The sequence below is a fragment of the Candidatus Planktophila lacus genome (assembly GCF_002287925.1).
Classification (GTDB): domain Bacteria; phylum Actinomycetota; class Actinomycetes; order Nanopelagicales; family Nanopelagicaceae; genus Planktophila; species Planktophila lacus.
This window is the reverse complement of sequence record NZ_CP016769.1, coordinates 631,532-651,130: the sequence shown is the minus strand read 5'-3', so window position 1 is coordinate 651,130 and position 19,599 is coordinate 631,532. Positions and strand designations below refer to the sequence as shown.

At 48.6% G+C, this 19,599-nt stretch carries 15 protein-coding genes; 1 reads left to right on the top strand and 14 read right to left on the bottom strand.

The window, feature by feature from the left end:
* Positions 1 to 6 precede the first annotated feature (6 nt).
* The 13 genes from A1s21148_RS03250 to rpsA form a co-directional block, all read right to left on the bottom strand.
* Complete coding sequence (locus A1s21148_RS03250) at positions 7 to 345, bottom strand: RNA polymerase-binding protein RbpA (RefSeq protein WP_095671046.1); 339 nt, start codon at positions 343 to 345, stop codon at positions 7 to 9.
* A 3-nt stretch (positions 346 to 348) separates the two neighbouring features.
* Entirely contained in the window at positions 349 to 579 is a 231-nt protein-coding gene (gene secG, locus A1s21148_RS03245; RefSeq protein ID WP_095671045.1) for a preprotein translocase subunit SecG, read from the bottom strand.
* A gap of 64 nt (positions 580 to 643) precedes the next feature.
* On the bottom strand, positions 644 to 1,423 hold the full coding sequence (gene tpiA, locus A1s21148_RS03240) for a triose-phosphate isomerase (protein ID WP_095671044.1): 780 nt from the start codon (positions 1,421 to 1,423) through the stop codon (positions 644 to 646).
* Between the two features lie 50 nt (positions 1,424 to 1,473).
* Entirely contained in the window at positions 1,474 to 2,658 is a 1,185-nt protein-coding gene (locus tag A1s21148_RS03235) for a phosphoglycerate kinase (protein WP_095671043.1), read from the bottom strand.
* 16 nt (positions 2,659 to 2,674) lie between these two features.
* Positions 2,675 to 3,673, bottom strand: a complete 999-nt coding sequence (gene gap / locus A1s21148_RS03230; protein ID WP_095671042.1) for a type I glyceraldehyde-3-phosphate dehydrogenase — start codon at positions 3,671 to 3,673, stop codon at positions 2,675 to 2,677.
* Between the two features lie 143 nt (positions 3,674 to 3,816).
* A complete protein-coding gene (whiA, locus tag A1s21148_RS03225; protein ID WP_095671041.1) occupies positions 3,817 to 4,794 on the bottom strand; it encodes a DNA-binding protein WhiA in 978 nt (325 codons plus the stop codon).
* 19 nt (positions 4,795 to 4,813) lie between these two features.
* The gene (locus tag A1s21148_RS03220; RefSeq protein WP_095671040.1) at positions 4,814 to 5,767 is read right to left on the bottom strand and encodes a gluconeogenesis factor YvcK family protein; all 954 of its coding nucleotides are present in this window, start codon (positions 5,765 to 5,767) and stop codon (positions 4,814 to 4,816) included.
* On the bottom strand, positions 5,764 to 6,633 hold the full coding sequence (gene rapZ / locus A1s21148_RS03215; RefSeq protein ID WP_095671039.1) for an RNase adapter RapZ: 870 nt from the start codon (positions 6,631 to 6,633) through the stop codon (positions 5,764 to 5,766). The genes A1s21148_RS03220 and rapZ overlap by 4 nt, the downstream gene beginning before the upstream one ends.
* 32 nt (positions 6,634 to 6,665) lie before the next feature.
* Positions 6,666 to 8,603, bottom strand: a complete 1,938-nt coding sequence (uvrC, locus tag A1s21148_RS03210; RefSeq protein ID WP_095671038.1) for an excinuclease ABC subunit UvrC — start codon at positions 8,601 to 8,603, stop codon at positions 6,666 to 6,668.
* Positions 8,604 to 11,477 (bottom strand): excinuclease ABC subunit UvrA, encoded by a 2,874-nt coding sequence (gene uvrA, locus A1s21148_RS03205; RefSeq protein ID WP_095671037.1) that lies wholly within the window; start codon positions 11,475 to 11,477, stop codon positions 8,604 to 8,606. It abuts the gene before it with no gap.
* Entirely contained in the window at positions 11,478 to 13,571 is a 2,094-nt protein-coding gene (gene uvrB, locus A1s21148_RS03200) for an excinuclease ABC subunit UvrB (protein ID WP_095671036.1), read from the bottom strand. It abuts the gene before it with no gap.
* 9 nt (positions 13,572 to 13,580) lie between these two features.
* The gene (gene coaE, locus A1s21148_RS03195; RefSeq protein WP_095671035.1) at positions 13,581 to 14,171 is read right to left on the bottom strand and encodes a dephospho-CoA kinase; all 591 of its coding nucleotides are present in this window, start codon (positions 14,169 to 14,171) and stop codon (positions 13,581 to 13,583) included.
* Positions 14,172 to 14,254: 83 nt separating this feature from the next.
* Positions 14,255 to 15,610, bottom strand: coding sequence for a 30S ribosomal protein S1 (gene rpsA / locus A1s21148_RS03190; protein WP_095671034.1), 1,356 nt, complete (start codon positions 15,608 to 15,610; stop codon positions 14,255 to 14,257).
* 123 nt (positions 15,611 to 15,733) lie between these two features.
* Between rpsA and A1s21148_RS03185 the strand changes: the two genes are divergently transcribed.
* Positions 15,734 to 16,960 (top strand): MFS transporter, encoded by a 1,227-nt coding sequence (locus tag A1s21148_RS03185; RefSeq protein ID WP_095671033.1) that lies wholly within the window; start codon positions 15,734 to 15,736, stop codon positions 16,958 to 16,960.
* Between the two features lie 4 nt (positions 16,961 to 16,964).
* On the opposite strand, the gene polA is transcribed toward A1s21148_RS03185, so the two are convergent.
* Positions 16,965 to 19,571 carry a DNA polymerase I gene (polA, locus tag A1s21148_RS03180; protein WP_095671032.1) on the bottom strand — a complete coding sequence of 869 codons (2,607 nt, stop codon included), beginning with the start codon at positions 19,569 to 19,571 and terminating at the stop codon, positions 16,965 to 16,967.
* Positions 19,572 to 19,599: the final 28 nt, after the last annotated feature.

Below are 19,599 nucleotides of genomic sequence, written 5' to 3'. Positions count from 1 at the left end.
TTTTATTTAATCGTCATCTCCACGAAGTTTACGGAGCGCTTCTTCAAGAATCTTTGCGCCTTCAACATCTGTGCGACGCTCTTTTACGTAAGCTAAATGCGTCTTGTAAGGAATATTTACAACTGCCTTTGGCGGATTGTTGCGATCGCGTCCGGCAGGAAGACCGCATTTAGGGCAGTCCCATTCGGCAGGAATTACTACAGTCTCTTCTACTGCGAAGGATGGGCGAACTTCATGGCCATTGCCACACCAGTATGAAACTGTGGCACGCTCGATCTGATCTCCGCGTTCAGCCTCGCCCATTGGGCCGGCGCCGACACGGCTTCCGCGAATTGCACTTGCCATGGATTAACCCTTCAAAACAAGACTGAGTGCGACAACGCCGCCGAACCAGATTCCGCCAACAACGATTGTGATGCGATCGAGGTTACGTTCTACAACAGATGAACCGCCATAGTTTGATGACATTCCGCCGCCGAATAGATCGGAGAGGCCTGAACCTTTTCCTTTGTGAAGGAGAACGAGCAGGATCATCAAGATGCTTGTAATAACAAGCAAGATAGATAGAGCTAGAGCCACGGTGTAAAACTCCTCAAGTTGTGGATGGAGATAGAGCGTAAGGATACTAGATCGAAGTGCGAGATTAGGCGCCTTCCACCGAGTAGAACTTGGCGATCTTGGCCAATTCCTCAGGATCCAGGCTCGCTCCCCCGATTAGGGCGCCATCGACATCGACCTGCTTCATGATTTCGACAACGTTAGATGATTTAACAGATCCGCCGTAGAGGATGCGCATATTTGCGGCGATCTCGGGTGAGCCGATACTTTGAATCTCTTCTCGGATCGCAGCGCATACTTCTTGCGCATCTTCAGGGGTTGCAGTCTTTCCGGTGCCGATCGCCCAAACTGGTTCGTAGGCGATAACAATCTTCTTAAGTTCTGGCTTAGTAAATCCTTCAAGACCGGCACGGACTTGGCGAATTACGTGAGATACATGTGCGCCAGATTCGCGGATGGAAAGTTCTTCACCTACGCAGAAGATTGGAGTTAGCTCGTTTGCGAGTGCTGCTTTGATCTTGCGGTTGATAAGCGCGTCATCTTCGTGATGGATTGCGCGGCGCTCTGAGTGGCCGATGACGGCAAAGGTGCAGCCGAGCTTTGCCAGCATTGATCCAGAAATATCTCCGGTAAATGCTCCACTGCTTTCTGGTGATATATCTTGCGCACCGTATAGCAAGCGAAGTCGGTCACCATCAACCATTGTTTGAATCGAACGAATATCGGTAAATGGGGGGATGATCGCGATATCAACTGCGTCATAATCTTTATCAGAGAGTGAGTAGACAAGCTTCTGTGCAACCGCGATCGCCTCAAGGTGATTGAGGTTCATCTTCCAGTTACCTGCCATAAGTGGCTTACGCATTCTTTACTCCTTCTAACTTAGATTGTGATGAAAAATTACAGACCAATTACTTATAGACCTAGAGCAGTTAGACCTGGAAGTTCTTTGCCTTCTAGGTATTCAAGCGATGCGCCACCGCCGGTAGAAATATATCCGAAGGCTGAATCTGCGAAACCAAGAGCGCGTACCGCAGCGGCAGAGTCTCCACCACCGACTACAGAGATGCCAGAAACCTCAGTAAGCGCCTGTGCCACAACCTTGGTACCGCTAGCAAATGCTGGAAATTCGAATACGCCCATCGGCCCGTTCCAGAAAAGAGTTTTACAAGAACGAATCGCTGTAGCAAAGGCTGCCGCTGAATCTGGACCAATATCGAGACCCATCTGATCTGCGGGAATTGCATCGGCGCTAACCAAAGTTGCAGGTGCATCAAATGCAAAGGCTGGTGCTACCAAGATATCTGTTGGAAGTACCAACTTCACACCAGAATCAGCAGCTTGCTTGATCAAACCCTTAACAGTTTCAATGAGGTCTGTTTCAACGAGAGATGTTCCGATCTCTTTTCCTTGTGCAGCCAAGAATGTAAAGACCATTCCGCCACCGATCGCCATGACATCTACCTTGCCGAGCAAGTTAGAGATAACACCAATCTTGTCTGAAACCTTTGCTCCCCCAAGTACAACGCCATATGGACGTTCTGGGTTTTGGGTTAACTTCTTGAGAACTTCAACTTCTGCGGCCACAAGCGTGCCAGCAACGTGTGGCAACAACTTAGGAAGATCGAAAACAGATGCATGTTTGCGGTGAACCGCGCCGAAACCATCGCCAACGTATGCATCAGCAAGTGCTGCTAACTCTTTGGCAAGAACTTGGCGCTCAGCCTCATCCTTAGAAGTTTCAGCAGCGGAGAAGCGAATATTTTCCAGCAACAAGATCTCGCCTGCCTTGAGCGCTGCTGCCTTAGAAGTTACATCGCTTCCAGTGACAGCTCCAGCAAATTGCACTGGTGCGCCAAGTAATTCAGATAAACGCTTTGCAACAGGTGCTAGTGAAAGTTCTGGTTTGGCCTCACCTTTCGGGCGACCGAGGTGCGCTGCGATAACGATGCTGGCACCGTTTGCGATGAGAGTTTTGATAGTCGGCAGCGAGGCGCGGATGCGTCCATCATCTGTGATCTCGCCGTTTTTCAACGGAACATTGAGATCGCAGCGAAGGAATACTCGCTTGCCGGCTACATCAAAGTTTTGAAGCGACATTAATTACAGGTAATGGTCAGATAGATTTGCCGACGAGGCCGACAAGATCAACTAGGCGGTTTGAGTAACCCCATTCGTTGTCATACCAACCGACGACCTTAACTTGGTTTCCGATTACCTTGGTTAGGCCAGAATCGAAGATACAAGATGAAGGATCGGTGACGATATCTGAAGAGACGATCGGATCTTCGGTGTAGGTAAGGAAACCCTTAAGTGCCCCAGTTGAAGCAGCCTTCATTGCAGCGTTGATCTCTGCCGCAGTTGCTTCCTTAGCAAGTTCAACTGTTAGATCTGTTGCTGAACCTGTTGGGACTGGAACGCGCATTGCGTAACCATCAAGCTTGCCCTTTAGCTCTGGCATGACCAAAGAGATCGCCTTTGCTGCACCCGTTGAGGTTGGGATCATATTTGTCGCTGCTGCACGTGAGCGGCGAAGATCTTTATGTGGGAAATCAAGGATTACCTGATCGTTTGTGTAGGCGTGAATTGTTGTCATCAAGCCTTTAACGATGCCCCAGTTATCCTGCAAAACCTTGGCCATTGGAGCAAGGCAGTTGGTTGTACATGAAGCATTTGAAATAACGTTGTGGTTTGCTGGGTCGTACTTGTCGTGGTTTACGCCCATAACGATTGTGATGTCTTCATCTGTTGCTGGTGCAGAGATGATTACCTTCTTGGCACCTGCGGTGATGTGCTTCTTAGCATCGGCTGCCTTTGTGAAGTGGCCGGTAGATTCGATGACGATATCTGCCTTAACTGAAGCCCATGGAAGATTTGCTGGATCGCGATCTGCGAAAACTTTGATTGTCTTGCCGCCAACGGTGATTGTGTCTTCGGTGTGGCTTACTTCAAGTCCTAGGCGACCCAAGATTGAGTCGTACTTTAGGAGGTGGGCCAAAGTAGCGTTATCGGTTAGGTCGTTGATACCTACGATATTGATATTTGGGTTGGTTAGTGCTGCGCGGAAGAAGTTACGACCGATACGTCCAAATCCATTAATTCCAACATTAATCACGTGAAAACCTCGCTCTAGAAAGTGTCAGGACCCGCTGGGTACTCATTAAAAGTTACGCCAATTGGGTGTACGGCAATAAAACTGCCACATCATTGGGGTCGTGGCTAACCTTACCAGCCGCGTGGAGTTACTTCTGCGTAGGACTAGTTGAGCAAGTCAGGCGATAAGCCCGCTTCAGTATCTGGAATACCGAGTTCAGAGGCGCGTTTATCGGCCATTGCGAGGAGTCGTCGGATACGTCCTGCGATCGCATCCTTGGTCATTGGTGGAGAGGCCAGCGATCCGAGTTCTTCAAGACTTGCCTGTCCGTGGCTGATGCGAAGTTCGCCGGCCTCTTTTAGATGATCAGGGATTTGTGGGCCGAGAATTTCCATAGCTCGTTGCACGCGAGCTGCTGCTGCAACTGCAGCGCGTGCTGAGCGACGCAGATTGGCATCATCAAAGTTTGCTAAACGATTTGCGGTTGCCCGAACTTCGCGGCGCATGCGACGTTCTTCCCAGGCAAGAACACTTTCATGTGCGCCAAGGCGAGTAAGAAGAACTCCAATGGCATCGCCATCGCGAATAACAACGCGATCGACGCCGCGAACTTCGCGCGCCTTTGCGGTAATTCCTAAACGACGAGCTGCTCCAACGAGCGCCAACGCTGCTTCTGGACCTGGACAAGTAATTTCAAGTGAAGATGAACGACCGGGTTCAGTGAGGGAACCGTGTGCAATAAAAGCACCTCGCCAAGCAGCCTCGGCATCGCAGATATTGGCAGCGACAACTTGTGGTGGCAGACCACGAACTGGGCGACCGTTGCTATCGATCAAACCTGTTTGGCGAGCTAGTGCATCACCGGCTTCAATAACGCGCACCACATAACGAGAACCTTTGCGCAATCCACTGGATGAGAGAACTGCGAGATCGCTATCGTGGCCGTAGATATCGGCGATATCTTTCTTGAGGCGACGTGCGCTCTGTGAAGTATCGAGTTCTACTTCGATTACAACTTTGCCAGCTGCAATATGAAGGCCACCAGCAAAACGCAGAAGTGAAGATACTTCGGCTTTGCGGCAGCAAGGTTTGGTTACTGAAAGACGGCTTAGCTCGTCTTTAACTGCTGCGGTCATTGCCATGGGCATATCCAAGCAGGGATTAGCCCGCTATGTGTGCGAAAAGTGAAGTTAATTTCTTTGGATCATGATGGACCAAGGAGCGTTGGTCACGCAGGTCGGCTATCAATAACTCTCCACCTGTACTTGAAAGATGGCGCTGTAGCTGATCCGATCCAGCGACAACGCTTTGATCTGCCACGATTAAATCAAAGCGCAGATCGGGAGCATAGGTGTGCAATATCTCTATATGTTCTGTAGCGGTATATCCGGCGTACTCCCCCGAATTTATGACTGGTCCATTTTCAGTTGCTGAATCCAAGTTAAGAATCAGAATCTTCTTCGCTTTCGCTGCAACTAACGCATCGCGTTGTTGGGGAACCATCAGATGTGGCAGAACGCTGGAGAACCAAGATCCTGGGCCCATAACAATCCAATCTGCTGCATCAATTGCAGCAAGAGATTCTGGACGGGCGGTTGGATTTTTAGGGAGCAGGCGCAGACTTTCTAGGCGGCCTTTAGCAGTAGCAACTTCTACTTGCCCTTTAACAATAAAGCGACCTGTTGAATTAGTGAAAGTTGCTTCAATATCAAGTGGTTCTACAGACATCGGTAATACACGACCGATAACTTTCAATAGCGATCCAACTCGATCTAGCCCTGCAACTGGATCTTCACCCTTATTCCAAAGCGCTGCAAGCAGTAAATTTCCAACGGCGTGGCCATCAAGTACGCCATCACTTTCAAATCTATATTGCATGATCTCAGCCCAACTCCGGCCCCATTCATCATCTGCGCAGAGCGCCGCTAGTGCCATTCTTAAATCACCAGGAGGATAAATCGAAAACTCTTCGCGCAAGCGACCACTTGAGCCACCGTTATCAGCCACCGTGACAATCGCAGTTAAATCACTTGTTATTTGGCGAAGTGCGGAAAGAGTTGCCGCCAGACCATGGCCTCCCCCAAGTGCAACTACTCGCGGTTTACTGCCACTCATTCACGACCTACATCACGATGTGTCGCGTGTGCTGAAATTTCTATCTCTGATTTCTCTGAAGAGAGTTGTTTGGCTATTTCCTCAGAGATCGCCACGCTGCGATGTTTTCCACCGGTACAACCAATTGCGATGGTCACGTACTTCTTACCTTCGCGAAGGTAACCCGGCATCATCTGGCGAATAACTCCAACATAACTCTTTACAAATTCCGATACGCCCTCGCTGGTCAAAACTTTATTTGAAACTTCTTTAGTAAGACCTGTGAGCGGGCGCAGCTCTGGGATCCAATGTGGATTTGGAATAAAGCGGCAATCTAAAACTAAATCTGAGTCGACCGGAATTCCATATTTGTATCCGAAGGAGAGCACATTGATGCGGATCGCATCCAACATTCCTGCTGAAAAGATTTCGCCGATCCGTTTTTCTAACTGGTGCACATTTAAATTAGAAGTATCGATCACGACATCGGCACCAGAACGAAGTTCCTCTAACTTGGTGCGTTCGCGTTCGATTCCATCAACAATCCGGTCTTTTGCTTGCAAAGGGTGGGGTCTACGTGTTGATTCAAAGCGCTGCACCAGAGATTGATCTGTAGCGTCTAGAAAGAGTAAACGATAAGAGATACCCGAGTCTTTTAACTTTTGGAGTGAGTTGCTAAGCGCGTCAAAGAACTTACCTCCACGCACATCTACAACAACTGCTAGGGATGCGATATCTGAACTCTTTGTTTGTACAGCTAATTCAGGCAGCAAGGCAGGTGGCAAGTTATCAACTACATACCAACCGAGATCTTCTAAGGCGTGGGCAACGGTTGAACGACCTGCACCTGACATTCCCGTTACAACAAGGAGTTCCTTCGTTGACATGGCTTTATTCTCCCTTGCGGCGCTCTCTTTGGCTACTTCGTAGCGGTTGTGATCTCGCCGGTTTGAGTATTAACAATCTCCGCAACCGAGCCGTGCGCTGATTTCTGGAGATACTCAAAGATGATTTCAGCGATCTTTTCTCCGATACCAGGTGTCATCGCGATTTGTGCCAGAGTTGCTTTACGCAGTGCGGCAACTGATCCAAATTGTTCAAGCAAGGCAGCGCGACGAGCCTGGCCCATCTGTGGAATCTCATCCAAAATGGATTCCAACATCACCTTTGATCTCCGCGAACGGTGGAAGGTAATAGCAAAGCGGTGAGCTTCATCGCGGATGCGTTGTAGCAAATACATTCCCTCACTAGTGCGCGGCAAAATCAACGGATCGCTTTCACCGGGACGCCAGACTTCTTCTAAGCGCTTCGCCAACCCACATAGTGCAACATCGGTAACACCTAGTTCATCGAGCGCGCGTTGCGCAGCGGCAACTTGCGGCGCTCCACCATCTACAACTATTAACTGTGGTGGATATGAAAACTTACTTAGCTTGCCTCCAATAGCGGCGACATCGCTTTCATCTACAGCACGGTCATTTAGTAAACGCTTCATGCGGCGAGTAATGACCTGGTGCATGGCCCGAGTGTCATCGGTTGCTTCCTTAGTATCGATTATGAAGCGGCGGTATTCGCTCTTCTTAGCCATACCGTCTTCAAAGACGACCATAGATGCCACGACTGATGTGCCAGAGATATTTGAGATGTCATAACACTCGATACGAAGCGGTGTGCGCTTTAGCTCTAACTGCTCCTCGATCTCCAGCAGCGCCTTGCCGCTAACGGCGGCATCGGTTGCACGCTTACTTAAGAATTGAATTAAGGCGTAGTGAGCATTGCGTGCCACAGTCTGCAGTAGCTCGACCTTTTCGCCACGTTGTGGAACTTTTATTGAAACTTTTGCTCCGCGAAGATTTGTAAGCCAGGCTTCTAACGCTTCTTGGTCAATCGGCTCGCGATTTAGATAGATCTCGCTTGGAATATCAGTTGGTGCGCTCTGGCTGTAAATAGAGAAGAACAGTGAGGCGACTTGCTCATCACCCTCAAGTGCTCGTTCTTGATCGACAATCCACGAACGCGAGCCTTTGATTGATCCACGTCTCACCATAAAGATTGAACCGGCTGCATGTAAGCCTTCTTCATGTATTGAAATGAAATCTCCATCTAGATCATCTGAGAGATTGCCTTGGGTGGAACGTTGTGCTTTTTCGAAGGATTCGATCTGATCACGGATACGCGCTGCGCGTTCAAACTCTTCGCGTTCAGATGCAAGATCCATCTCACTGCGCAACTTAGGCAAGATATCTTCCATGCCTTTCTCCATAAAGGCATCGAGCTTTACTGCGATCTCGCGATGTTCTTCAGGCGTTACCCAGCCGACGCAAGGTGCGGCGCATTTACCGATATCCCCCAGTAAGCACTGCCGTTTGCTCCGCTTAGCCCGCGCGAAGTTTCCTTCCGAGCAAGATCGAACTGGAAAGACTTTGCGAAGTACTTCATAGGTATTTCGGAGCGCCCACGCATTTGTGTAAGGGCCGAAGTATTTAAGTCCGGGGCGTTTCTCCTTGCGGGTAATAAAGATTCGAGGAAATTCATCTTGCATGGAAATTGCAAGGTATGGATAAGACTTATCGTCTTTGAACTGCACGTTATAAGTTGGTTGATATTGCTTGATCCAAGAAAATTCCAGAGCAAGTGCTTCGAGTTCGGTAGCAACGATCGTCCAATCAACACGGACCGCTTCGTTAACCATCCGGTGAGTCTTGCGCGCCAAATTTGAACCAAAGTAAGTTGTTAAGCGATTCTTTAAATTCTTTGCCTTACCAACGTAGATAACTTTATCTTTGCCGTTATAGAAGCGATAAACCCCAGGATCTTCTGGGATCTCCTTTGGGCGGTAACTAGCTGGATCAGCCATTTACTTAACGGCAGCCTTTTTCTTAGCCGGTGCGCGGTTGGTAGCGAGCATTTCGGCCAGGAAGTTACCTGTGTAACTCGCTTTAACTTTCGCAACATCTTCAGGTGTTCCTTCAGCAACAACCATGCCGCCTCGGAAACCACCTTCTGGCCCCATATCGATTACCCAGTCAGAGCATTTAATTACATCTAGGTTGTGTTCAATCACAACGACTGTATTTCCGGAATCAACCAAACGACTAAGCACCCCAAGTAACTTACTGACATCTTCGAAGTGCAGACCAGTTGTTGGTTCATCTAGAACATAGATTGTGCGTCCAGTTGAACGGCGTTGCAGTTCGGTAGCCAACTTCACGCGTTGCGCTTCGCCACCTGAAAGAGTTGGCGCCGACTGGCCCAAGCGAACATAACCTAGACCGACATCGCAAAGTGTCTTTAGGTATCTGGCGATCGCTGGAACGGATTCAAAGAATGTGTGCGCGATTTCGATCGGCATATCTAGAACTTCGGCAATTGTTTTGCCTTTGTAATGAACTTCCAAAGTTTCACGGTTATATCGTGCGCCATGACAGACCTCGCATGGAACGTAAACATCTGGCAAGAAGTTCATTTCGATGGTTATAGTGCCATCGCCCGAACAGTTCTCGCAGCGCCCACCTTTTACGTTAAATGAGAAGCGACCCTGTTGGTAACCACGCACCTTGGCTTCAGTTGTCTCAGAAAATAGCGCACGCACCTTGTCGAATACGCCTGTGTAGGTGGCGGGATTGGAACGAGGAGTGCGACCGATTGGTGACTGGTCAACGTGTACAACTTTATCGAGCTGATCTATACCAGTAACGGTACGGTGGCGACCTGGCACCAACTGAGCACCATTTAACTTGTTGGCCAAAGTTGTGTAGAGAATGTCGTTAACTAGAGTTGATTTACCTGAACCACTTACACCTGTAACCGAGACAAAGAGACCAAGCGGGATATCTACTTCAACATCTTTGAGGTTATTCTCCTTGGCACCCTTAATAACCAATTTACGCTTTGGATCTATTGGTCTACGTTTGCTTGGAATCGCAATCGACTTGCGCCCCGATAAGTAAGCACCTGTGATTGATTCTTTAGATGCAATTAGATCTTCATACGATCCTGACACCACAACCTTGCCACCATGTTCGCCCGCGCCAGGACCTATGTCGACGATCCAGTCAGCGGTGCGAATAGTCTCTTCATCATGCTCTACAACGATCAAGGTATTTCCGAGATCGCGCAGACGTGTGAGAGTCTCGATGAGGCGACGGTTATCGCGTTGGTGCAATCCGATACTGGGTTCATCTAATACATAAAGCACGCCAACTAGGCCAGAGCCGATCTGAGTTGCTAGACGAATACGTTGCGCTTCGCCTCCAGAAAGTGTTGCAGCAGGTCGTGCCAGAGATAGGTAATCAAGTCCAACATCGAGCAAGAACCCCAAACGAGCATGCACTTCCTTCATCACTCGCTCTGCGATCTGTGCCTCGCGAGCGTTGAGCGAAATACTCTTTAAGAAGGCTGCGCAATCAGCGATGGAGAGTTCACAGATCTCGGCAATGCTCTTATCCCCCACCGTCACAGCAAGGACTTCCGGCTTTAAGCGTGCGCCTTTACAAACATTACAAGGCGTCTCACGCATATATGACTCGTACTTTGATCGGGAATAATCGCTATCAGTCTCGTCATGTTTACGATTTACGAAAGGTATTACTCCTTCAAATCCTGAGGAGTAATTACGGACGCGGCCGTAGCGATTCTTATACTTAACATGGACTTCATACTCAAAACCGTTGAGGATCGCTTCTTTGGCTTTAACAGATAACTTCTTCCAAGGGTTATCTAGCGAGAATTTAACCTCTTCAGAAAGCGCCTCAAGTAAACGTAAGAAGTACTCGTTGATATGTCCGCTAGACCAAGGTGCGATAGCGCCATCATTAATTGAGAGATTGTCATCTGGGATAATTAAATCTTCATCTACTTCAAGCTTTGTGCCGATACCTGAACATTCCGGGCAAGCGCCAAATGGTGAGTTAAATGAGAAAGAACGCGGTTCAAGTTCTTCGAATGAGAGGTTGCAGTCGTGGCAAGCCATATGTTCGCTATAGGTTCGTTCTTTCTCAGCGCCTTTGGCATCTACAAAATCCAGGAGCACTATTCCGGAAGCTAGACGTAGTGCTGTTTCGATTGAATCGGTAAGCCGTGATTTTGATTCTGCCTTCGCGGTCAAGCGATCTACGACAACTTCAATGGTGTGCTTCTCTTGTTTCTTTAACTTTGGTGGTTCAGAGAGCGAGATAGTCTCGCCATCGACGCGTGCACGTGAATAACCTTGAGTGACAAGTTCGGCAAAGAGATCAACAAATTCACCTTTACGTTCGCGGATGACTGGCGCTAAAACCTGGAATTTAGTTGTAGCTGGCATGGTGAGAATTTGATCAACAATCTGCTGAGGACTTTGGCGCGAGACCGCTTTGCCGCACTTAGGACAGTGTGGTCGTCCGGCACGCGCAAAGAGCAGTCGCAGATAGTCGTAAACCTCAGTGATTGTTCCAACTGTCGAACGTGGATTTCGGTTGGTGGATTTCTGATCGATCGAAACGGCAGGAGATAAACCTTCAATGAAGTCGACATCAGGTTTATCCATCTGACCCAAGAACTGACGCGCGTACGCCGAAAGGGATTCAACGTAACGACGCTGACCTTCAGCGAAAATCGTGTCGAAGGCCAGGCTTGATTTTCCAGAACCGGATAGACCGGTGAAGACGATTAAGGATTCGCGCGGTAGTTCGATAGAGACATTTTTTAAATTGTGCTCGCGGGCACCGCGCACAATTAACTTATCGATGCTCACTTAAATTCCCGCCTCATCCATTCCGCGGAGCTCCTTCTTGAGCTCTCTAATTTCATCGCGCAGGCGAGCTGCGAGTTCGAACTGTAGGTCACCAGCTGCGCTACGCATCTGTTCGGTGAGCGAGCCTATCAAGGCAAGTAGTTCCTGGCGCGGTAGCGAAATAACGGTGCGGGCGTTGAAGCCGATATCGAGAACCGATGTGGCTCCCTTTCCTTTACCTGATGATTTACGAGCTGCCATAAGTTCATCGGTGTCATCGCTCTCACGGGCGATTGTGTCGGTGATGTCAGCGATCTTTTTGCGAAGCGGCTGCGGATCAACACCGCGCTCCAGGTTATAGGCCACTTGCTTGGCGCGACGACGATTGGTTTCATCAATTGCCTGTGCCATCGACTTTGTAATGTTATCGGCATACATATGCACTTCACCCGAAACGTTACGTGCTGCACGTCCGATTGTCTGAATAAGAGATGTTGCTGAACGCAAGAAGCCTTCTTTATCGGCATCCAAGATTGCAACCAGTGATACTTCGGGTAGATCAAGACCTTCACGGAGCAAGTTGATACCGATCAAAACATCGTATTCACCAGAGCGAAGTTCACGCAGCAGTTCTACACGTCGCAAAGTATCTACTTCAGAGTGTAGATAACGCACGCGGACGCCACGCTCTTGCAGATAATCCGTCAAATCTTCAGACATTTTCTTGGTCAGAGTTGTGACAAGAACTCGCTCATTCTTTGCCGCGCGGATATTGATCTCATTTAGAAGATCATCGATCTGACCTTTAATTGGTTTGATAATGATCGCTGGATCTACCAAACCGGTTGGGCGGATTACCTGTTCAACTACATCTCCCCCAACTTTCTCCATCTCGTACTTTCCGGGAGTTGCAGATAGATAAACAGTTTGGCCAACGCGTTCTAGAAATTCGGGCCAACGCAGTGGACGGTTATCGAGTGCGCTCGGAAGTCGGAAGCCGTGTTCTACCAAAGTGCGTTTACGAGATGCATCGCCTTCGTACATTGCGCCAATCTGCGGCACTGTTACGTGGCTTTCATCGATAACAACTAAGAAATCTTCTGGGAAGTAGTCAAGCAGACAGTTAGGCGCGGTTCCCGGTTCACGACCATCGAGATGACGTGAGTAGTTTTCGATTCCGGAACAGAATCCAAGTTGTTGCATCATCTCGAGATCAAATGTCGTACGCATGCGCAGGCGTTGCGCCTCTAGAAGTTTTCCCTGCTTTTCAAAGAGATTTAGTTGGATTTGAAGTTCATCTTCGATCTCACCCATCGCACGCTTCATCGTTTCTGGGCCTGCGGCATAGTGCGTGGCAGGGAAGATATAGATCTCGGTCTCATCGCGAATGATCTCGCCGGTAAGTGGATGCAGTGTCATGATCTTTTCAATCTCATCACCGAACATCTCAATGCGGATGGCTAGTTCTTCATACATCGGAATGATTTCAATAGTGTCGCCGCGGACGCGGAAGGTGCCGCGTTCAAAGGCCATATCGTTACGTGAGTACTGCACATCTACGAATCTGCGTAGAAGTTGGTTGCGCTCGATCTCATCGCCAACCTTTAGGCGAATCATGCGGTCGATGTATTCCTGAGGCGTTCCAAGGCCATAGATACAAGAGACAGTTGCGACAACAATTACATCACGACGAGTTAGGAGCGAGTTCGTCGCCGAATGTCGCAGGCGCTCGACTTCATCGTTAACGCTGGAGTCTTTTTCGATAAAGGTATCGGTCTGCGGAACATAAGCTTCAGGTTGGTAATAGTCGTAGTAAGAAACAAAGTACTCAACTGCGTTATTGGGTAGTAGCTCTTTAAATTCATTTGCCAACTGAGCGGCGAGGGTCTTGTTAGGAGCGAGAACCAAAGTTGGGCGCTGTAAACGCTCAATCAACCAAGCTGTAGTTGCAGATTTGCCGGTACCTGTTGCTCCTAGTAGAACTACATCTTTTTCACCCGCGTTTATTCGCGTAACGATCTCTTCGATCGCCTGAGGTTGATCTCCTGCAGGTACGTAGTCGCTGATTACCTGGAAAGGGTGAACCTTTCTTTGAAGATCAGAGATCGGGCGCATTTTCCTAGCCTACTTTGAAAGGCGCTGGAGTTCCTCCCAGAGGTTTTCCACCTTGCGCAGCAGTTGATCTTCATCGCCGCTATTTTCGATCACGTGGGTAGAGACCGCTTCACGCTCAGATGGTGAAGCCTGAACAGCTAAGCGAGATTCAATCTCTGAGATGAACATGCCGCGCTTTAATAGTCTGGATTTACGAATCTCAAGATCTGCTTCAACTGTAATGATCTGATCGAAGTTACTGGCGGCACCGGTTTCAACTAGTAGCGGGATCTCATAAATCAGAATTTCATCTGCAGCGAGATCGCTGACAACTTCAAAGAACAGTTCGCGAACGCGCGGATGGATAATCGCTTCAAGATCTGCCTTAGCGCTCTTATCCTTAAAAATTATTTCACCTAACGCTTTGCGATCTATATCGCCGTTGCGCAGAATGCCTTCGCCAAATCGGGTGATGACTTCATCAAATCCCTCAGAGCCACGTTCAATTGCTATCCGTGATAGTTGATCTGCATCTACAACACGAGCGCCGAGTTCTGAGAAGTATTGGGCAACAAGAGATTTGCCTGCGCCTATTCCACCGGTAAGTGCAACGACCAACATGGTTCAGACTCTACCTTTCACATTCAGATTTCGATATGAAAAAAGGCCCACCCGAAGGTGAGCCTTTTTTCATTATCTACTTATTATTCAGCAGCTGCTTCTTCAGCAACAGGAGCTGCGGCATCTGCTGCCTTTGCTTCTGCCTTCTGCTTCTTGTGAGCAAGGAAGCGAGTTTGTGCTTCCTGGTATTGACGTTCCCACTCTTCGCGTTGAGCGTCATGGCCTGGCTTCCACTCCTGAGTATCAGGATCGAAACCTTCTGGGTAGATGAAGTTACCTGCTGCGTCGTAGCGAGCAGCCATTCCGTATTGGGTTGGATCAAAAGCTTCGATCTCAACTTCATGACCTTCATTAGCCTGCTTAAGAGATAGTGAGATACGACGACGCTCAAGATCGATATCGATGATCTTTACAAATAGTTCGTCATCTACAGCAACAACCTGCTCTGGGATCTCAACGTGGCGTTCTGCCAACTCTGAGATGTGAACAAGTCCTTCAATGCCCTCGTGAACACGAATGAATGCACCGAATGGGACAAGCTTTGTCACGACGCCCGGAACAACCTGATTGATTGTGTGGGTGCGAGCAAATGCTTGCCATGGATCTTCTTGTGTTGCCTTAAGAGAAAGTGAAACACGCTCACGCTCGAAATCAACTTCGAGAACTTCTACGGTTACTTCATCGCCAACTTCAACAACTTCACCTGGGTGATCGATGTGCTTCCATGAAAGCTCTGAAACGTGAACTAGACCGTCTACGCCACCAAGGTCAACGAATGCACCGAAGTTAACGATTGATGAGATTACGCCAGTACGTACTTGACCCTTTTGTAGCTGGTTCAAGAATGTAGTGCGTGACTCTGATTGGGTCTGCTCTAGGAATGCGCGACGTGAAAGAACAACGTTGTTACGGTTCTTATCGAGTTCGATGATGCGAGCTTCAACTTCCTTACCGATGTAAGGAGTTAGATCGCGTACACGACGCATTTCAACGAGTGATGCTGGCAAGAAGCCGCGTAGACCGATATCAACGATCAAGCCGCCCTTAACAACTTCAATAACTGTTCCGACGACAACTTCGTCGCGTTCTTTCTTGCCTTCGATTTCGCCCCAGGCGCGCTCATACTGTGCGCGCTTCTTAGAGAGAATCGTGCGTCCTTCTTTATCTTCCTTTTGGAGAACGAGCGCTTCAATGCGATCGCCGACCTTAACAATGTCATTTGGATCTGCATCGTGGCGGATTGAGAGTTCGCGTGAAGGAATTACGCCTTCTGTCTTATAACCAATATCAAGAAGAACTTCTTCGCGATCTACTTGGACTACTGTTCCGACGACCAAATCGCCGTCATTGAAATTTCTGATTGTGCCTTCGATTGCTGCAAGGAAATCTGCTGCTGATCCGATGTCGTTAACTGCTACGACTGGTGATGATGTGCTCAAGTTGCTCCGTAGGGATAGAAAGTAATAGGACTCCAGAACCTTTCTGGTGAACGGGCGTAAGCGTACGGTTTTAGCGGTTAATAGGGCAAATCCGCCTAATAGTCAGGCGTAAACTAGCAACCAATGAAACGCTACAGAGAACTCTTTGCCATTCCCAATGTATGGGTCTTAGTTCTCTCAGCATTCCCGGCCCGTGTCGCCTACGGCATGGTTGCACTCGCCATTTTCTTTAAGACTGAAGATGCAACCGGCTCGATTGCTGCTGCGGGATTTGCTATTGGAATTAACTCTGTCGCGGGCGCCGCAACTGCTGGATTACGTGGCATGTTGATGGATAAATATGGACAGAAATGGCCACTGCGTATTTTTGTTCCAGGTTACGCCGGAATGATGTTGATTTTAAATACTATGGAAAATCGAAATGGTATTTTGTTGGCCGCCTTCATTATGGGAATTACCGCGCCTCCAATTAATCTCTCAGTACGTCCGTTGTGGCGCGATGTCGTTCCAAAAGATTTCTTGCGCACCGCTTATGCCGTAGATACATCGGTAATGAGTTCTGCAGGTGTTCTAGGTCCGGTTATTGCCACTTCATTGGCTCTCTCATCACGTCCAGGAAGCCCGCTTGTGGTGGCTTCCATCTTTATGTTGATAGGAGGCGGCGGTTTAGCGATTACCAAAGTTTCTCGTAATTGGATCCCAGAGAAGAAAGAAGAGAATCACATCTCCCTCTGGCGCCACAAGGCAATTCAATTGCTGATGATCGAGGGGTGTTTTATTGGTTTCGGTTGGGGCGTTTTCGATGTAGCCGTTCCAGCTTTCGCAACTTTAGAAGAAGTGCCCCACAGAACTGCTTGGATTTTAGCGGCGATGGGAATCGCAAATATCTTTGGTGGACTTCTTGGCGGTCTTGTCTCAAAGAAAGTATCTGCACTTAAGGCGATGCGAATTACCTACTTGATTTGGATCTTCATCTCCATACCGATCGTCTTTACTTATCCAGGCTGGTCGATGGTTATTGCCGCTTCATTCCTAGGTTTGGTAGGCGGAACGATCCAAGTCTTTTACTGGGAAGTTATGGAGGCGGTGCGCCCTAAGGGTTCGGCAGTTGGAATGATGGGTTGGATCTGGACTGTTGAAGGAACTCTGATGTCAATTGGTGCTGCGGCTGGTGGTTGGATCGCAGAGACTTATTCACCGCGATTTGCTCTCTCCATAACCTGCTTCACTATCGTTACCGGATTTATCATTCTTAATTTAGGAAAGAAACGTTTATCTGCGGCAGATCGCATACCAACAGATGAAGAAGATCTCGCAGCTATGTCTGATAATTCACCAACTACTACTTAGCCCCTTAGTGTGCAGCTTCGTTCCAGCTCTTACCGATACCGACGCTTACATCAAGCGGTGCGCGAAGTGGGAAGGCAGAACCCATCTCACGACGGACCAAATCAGTTAGAACTTCTTCTTCGCCCGCTACAACTTCAAGGATCAACTCATCATGAACCTGCAGTAATAGACGTGATTTAAGGTTTTCGCTAATCAACGCGCGCTCTACATTGAGCATTGCCTGTTTGATGATGTCGGCGGCCGAACCCTGAATCGGAGCATTTAGCGCCATACGTTCTGCAATCTCACGACGTTGGCGGTTATCGTGCATTAGATCTGGCAGGTAGCGTCTGCGCCCCATAACGGTTTCGGTGTATCCAACTTTGCGTGCTTGTACTACAACGCTACTTAAGTAATCGCGGATTCCACCAAAACGCTGGAAGTATCGATCCATTAAATCCTGTGCAGCAGGTGGTGAGAGATCTAACTGCGCGGCAAGACCATAAGAGCTCAAGCCATAGGCAAGTCCGTAAGACATCGCTTTGATCTGACGGCGCATCTCTGAATCAACTTCATTTGCTTTCACACCGAAGACAAGACCAGCAACGGTGGCATGTAGATCTTCACCGGTTTCAAATGCTGCAAGTAATCCAGCATCATTTGAGAGATGAGCCATGATCCGCATTTCGATCTGGCTGTAATCTGCAGTTAAGAGTCCGCTAAATCCTTTATCTGCGATAAATGCGTTACGGATACTGCGACCTTCTTCGGTTCGAACCGGGATGTTCTGCAGGTTTGGTCCTACAGATGAAAGACGACCCGTTGCTGCAACGGTCTGCGCAAAATGGGTGCGGATTCGTCCATCGCTGCCTATTTCTGCAATAAGGCCTTCGACCGTTGTGCCTAACTTCTTGGTTTCCCGAATTCTAAGAAGTGATTCAAGGAGTGGATGTTTAGTCTTTTCAAATAACCAGTTAAGCGCCTCGGCATCGGTTGTAAATCCAGTCTTGATCTTCTTCGTCTTTGGCAGGTTTAGCTCATCGAAGAGAACAACTTGTAGCTGTTTTGGAGATGCCACATTGAATTCATGGCCGGCGGCTAGGTGCGCCGCCTTTGTCTCGCGTGTGACTTCTCCCTCAAAGAATGTCGCTAACTTTTCAAGTTCTTTGCGATCAACGGCGATGCCGCGGTTCTCCATAACTGCGAGCAGGTGAGCGATAGGAAGTTCTAGATCTGTAAAGAGCGCAAGTACGCCGCGATCTTTCATCTCGGTTAGAAGTGAGCCACGTAATTTAAAGAGGGCGGCTGCACCCGTAAGCAGTGATTGCTCTGGAGAAGATGTATCAATTTGAGCGCCATCTCCCCAGCGCTCTAATAGATCGGATAACTCTTGTGCACGCACACCTGGGTTTACCAAGTAGGCAGCGAGTGCAGTATCAAAGACAACGCCATCCAGAAGATTCTCGCGCGCTAAGGATTTAGCGTCATGGGCAATTTTAGAAACTTTTGGGTTCTGTGCCCACTCCCCCATCTGTTCGGAATGAATCAAATAGACATCGCTCGGATTAAAGGCAACTGCGTAACGATGCAATTTCTCATCTAGTAGCTCAAAAGATAGAGCGATATCTCCCGAGTGCTGAGCAATCTTTTCACTTAACTCTTCCGGTGACAGGGTTCCACCTTCGATCATTGGGGCAAAGAGTGTGAACTCAACGTTGTTGCTCTGACCCTTTACCTCTTTGACTACTGAGTCGGGATTAAGAATTGGCTTTAATCGATCTTTGAGGGTTCGAAACTCAAGTTGTTCAAATAACTTCGTGAGATCACTTTCGACAACACCAGCCCAAGCAAGTGCATCAACTTGGTATTCGATCGGTGCATCATGTACGAGTTGAGTCAACTCGCGGTTGCGGATTACATCGTCGATATTGTCACGCAGTGATTGGCCGACTTTTCCGCCGACTTTGTCCACGTTGGAAATCAAATCTTTAAGCGATCCATATTCAACGATCCACTTTGCGGCAGTCTTTTCGCCAACACCTGGAATCGATGGCAAGTTATCGCTCGGGTCGCCGCGCAGCGCCGCAAAATCAGGATATTGGTCAGGGCTCATGCCGTATTTTTCTTGCACCGCATCCGGAGTCATGCGCGCCATTTCGGAGACTCCGCGCTTCGGATAGAGAACAGTCGTCTTCTCGGTAACTAGCTGAAAGCTGTCCCGATCGCCGGTACAGATAAGTACTTCAGCACCCTCACGTTCTGCCTGCTTAGTAATAGTGGCGATGATGTCATCAGCTTCGTAACCTTCGAGTGCAAACTGGGTTATTCCGAATCCTGTAACCAAATCGTTTAGATAAGACATCTGCGAGCGGAATTCATCAGGGGTCTTTGCGCGATTGGCTTTGTAATCAGGAAAGATATCGGTGCGGAAAGTCTTGCGAGATACATCGAAGGCAACTGCCACATGAGTTGGCTTCTCGTCTTTAAGTAGTGAGATCAACATCGTCGCAAAGCCATAAATAGCATTTGTATGTTGGCCCTGTGCGGTTGTGAAATTTTCGGCAGGTAGTGCGAAGAAGGCGCGATATGCCATTGAATGGCCATCGATAAGTAATAAACGCTTCTGGGCCATGGCGTCATCCTAGAGAAGTACCCGTTAA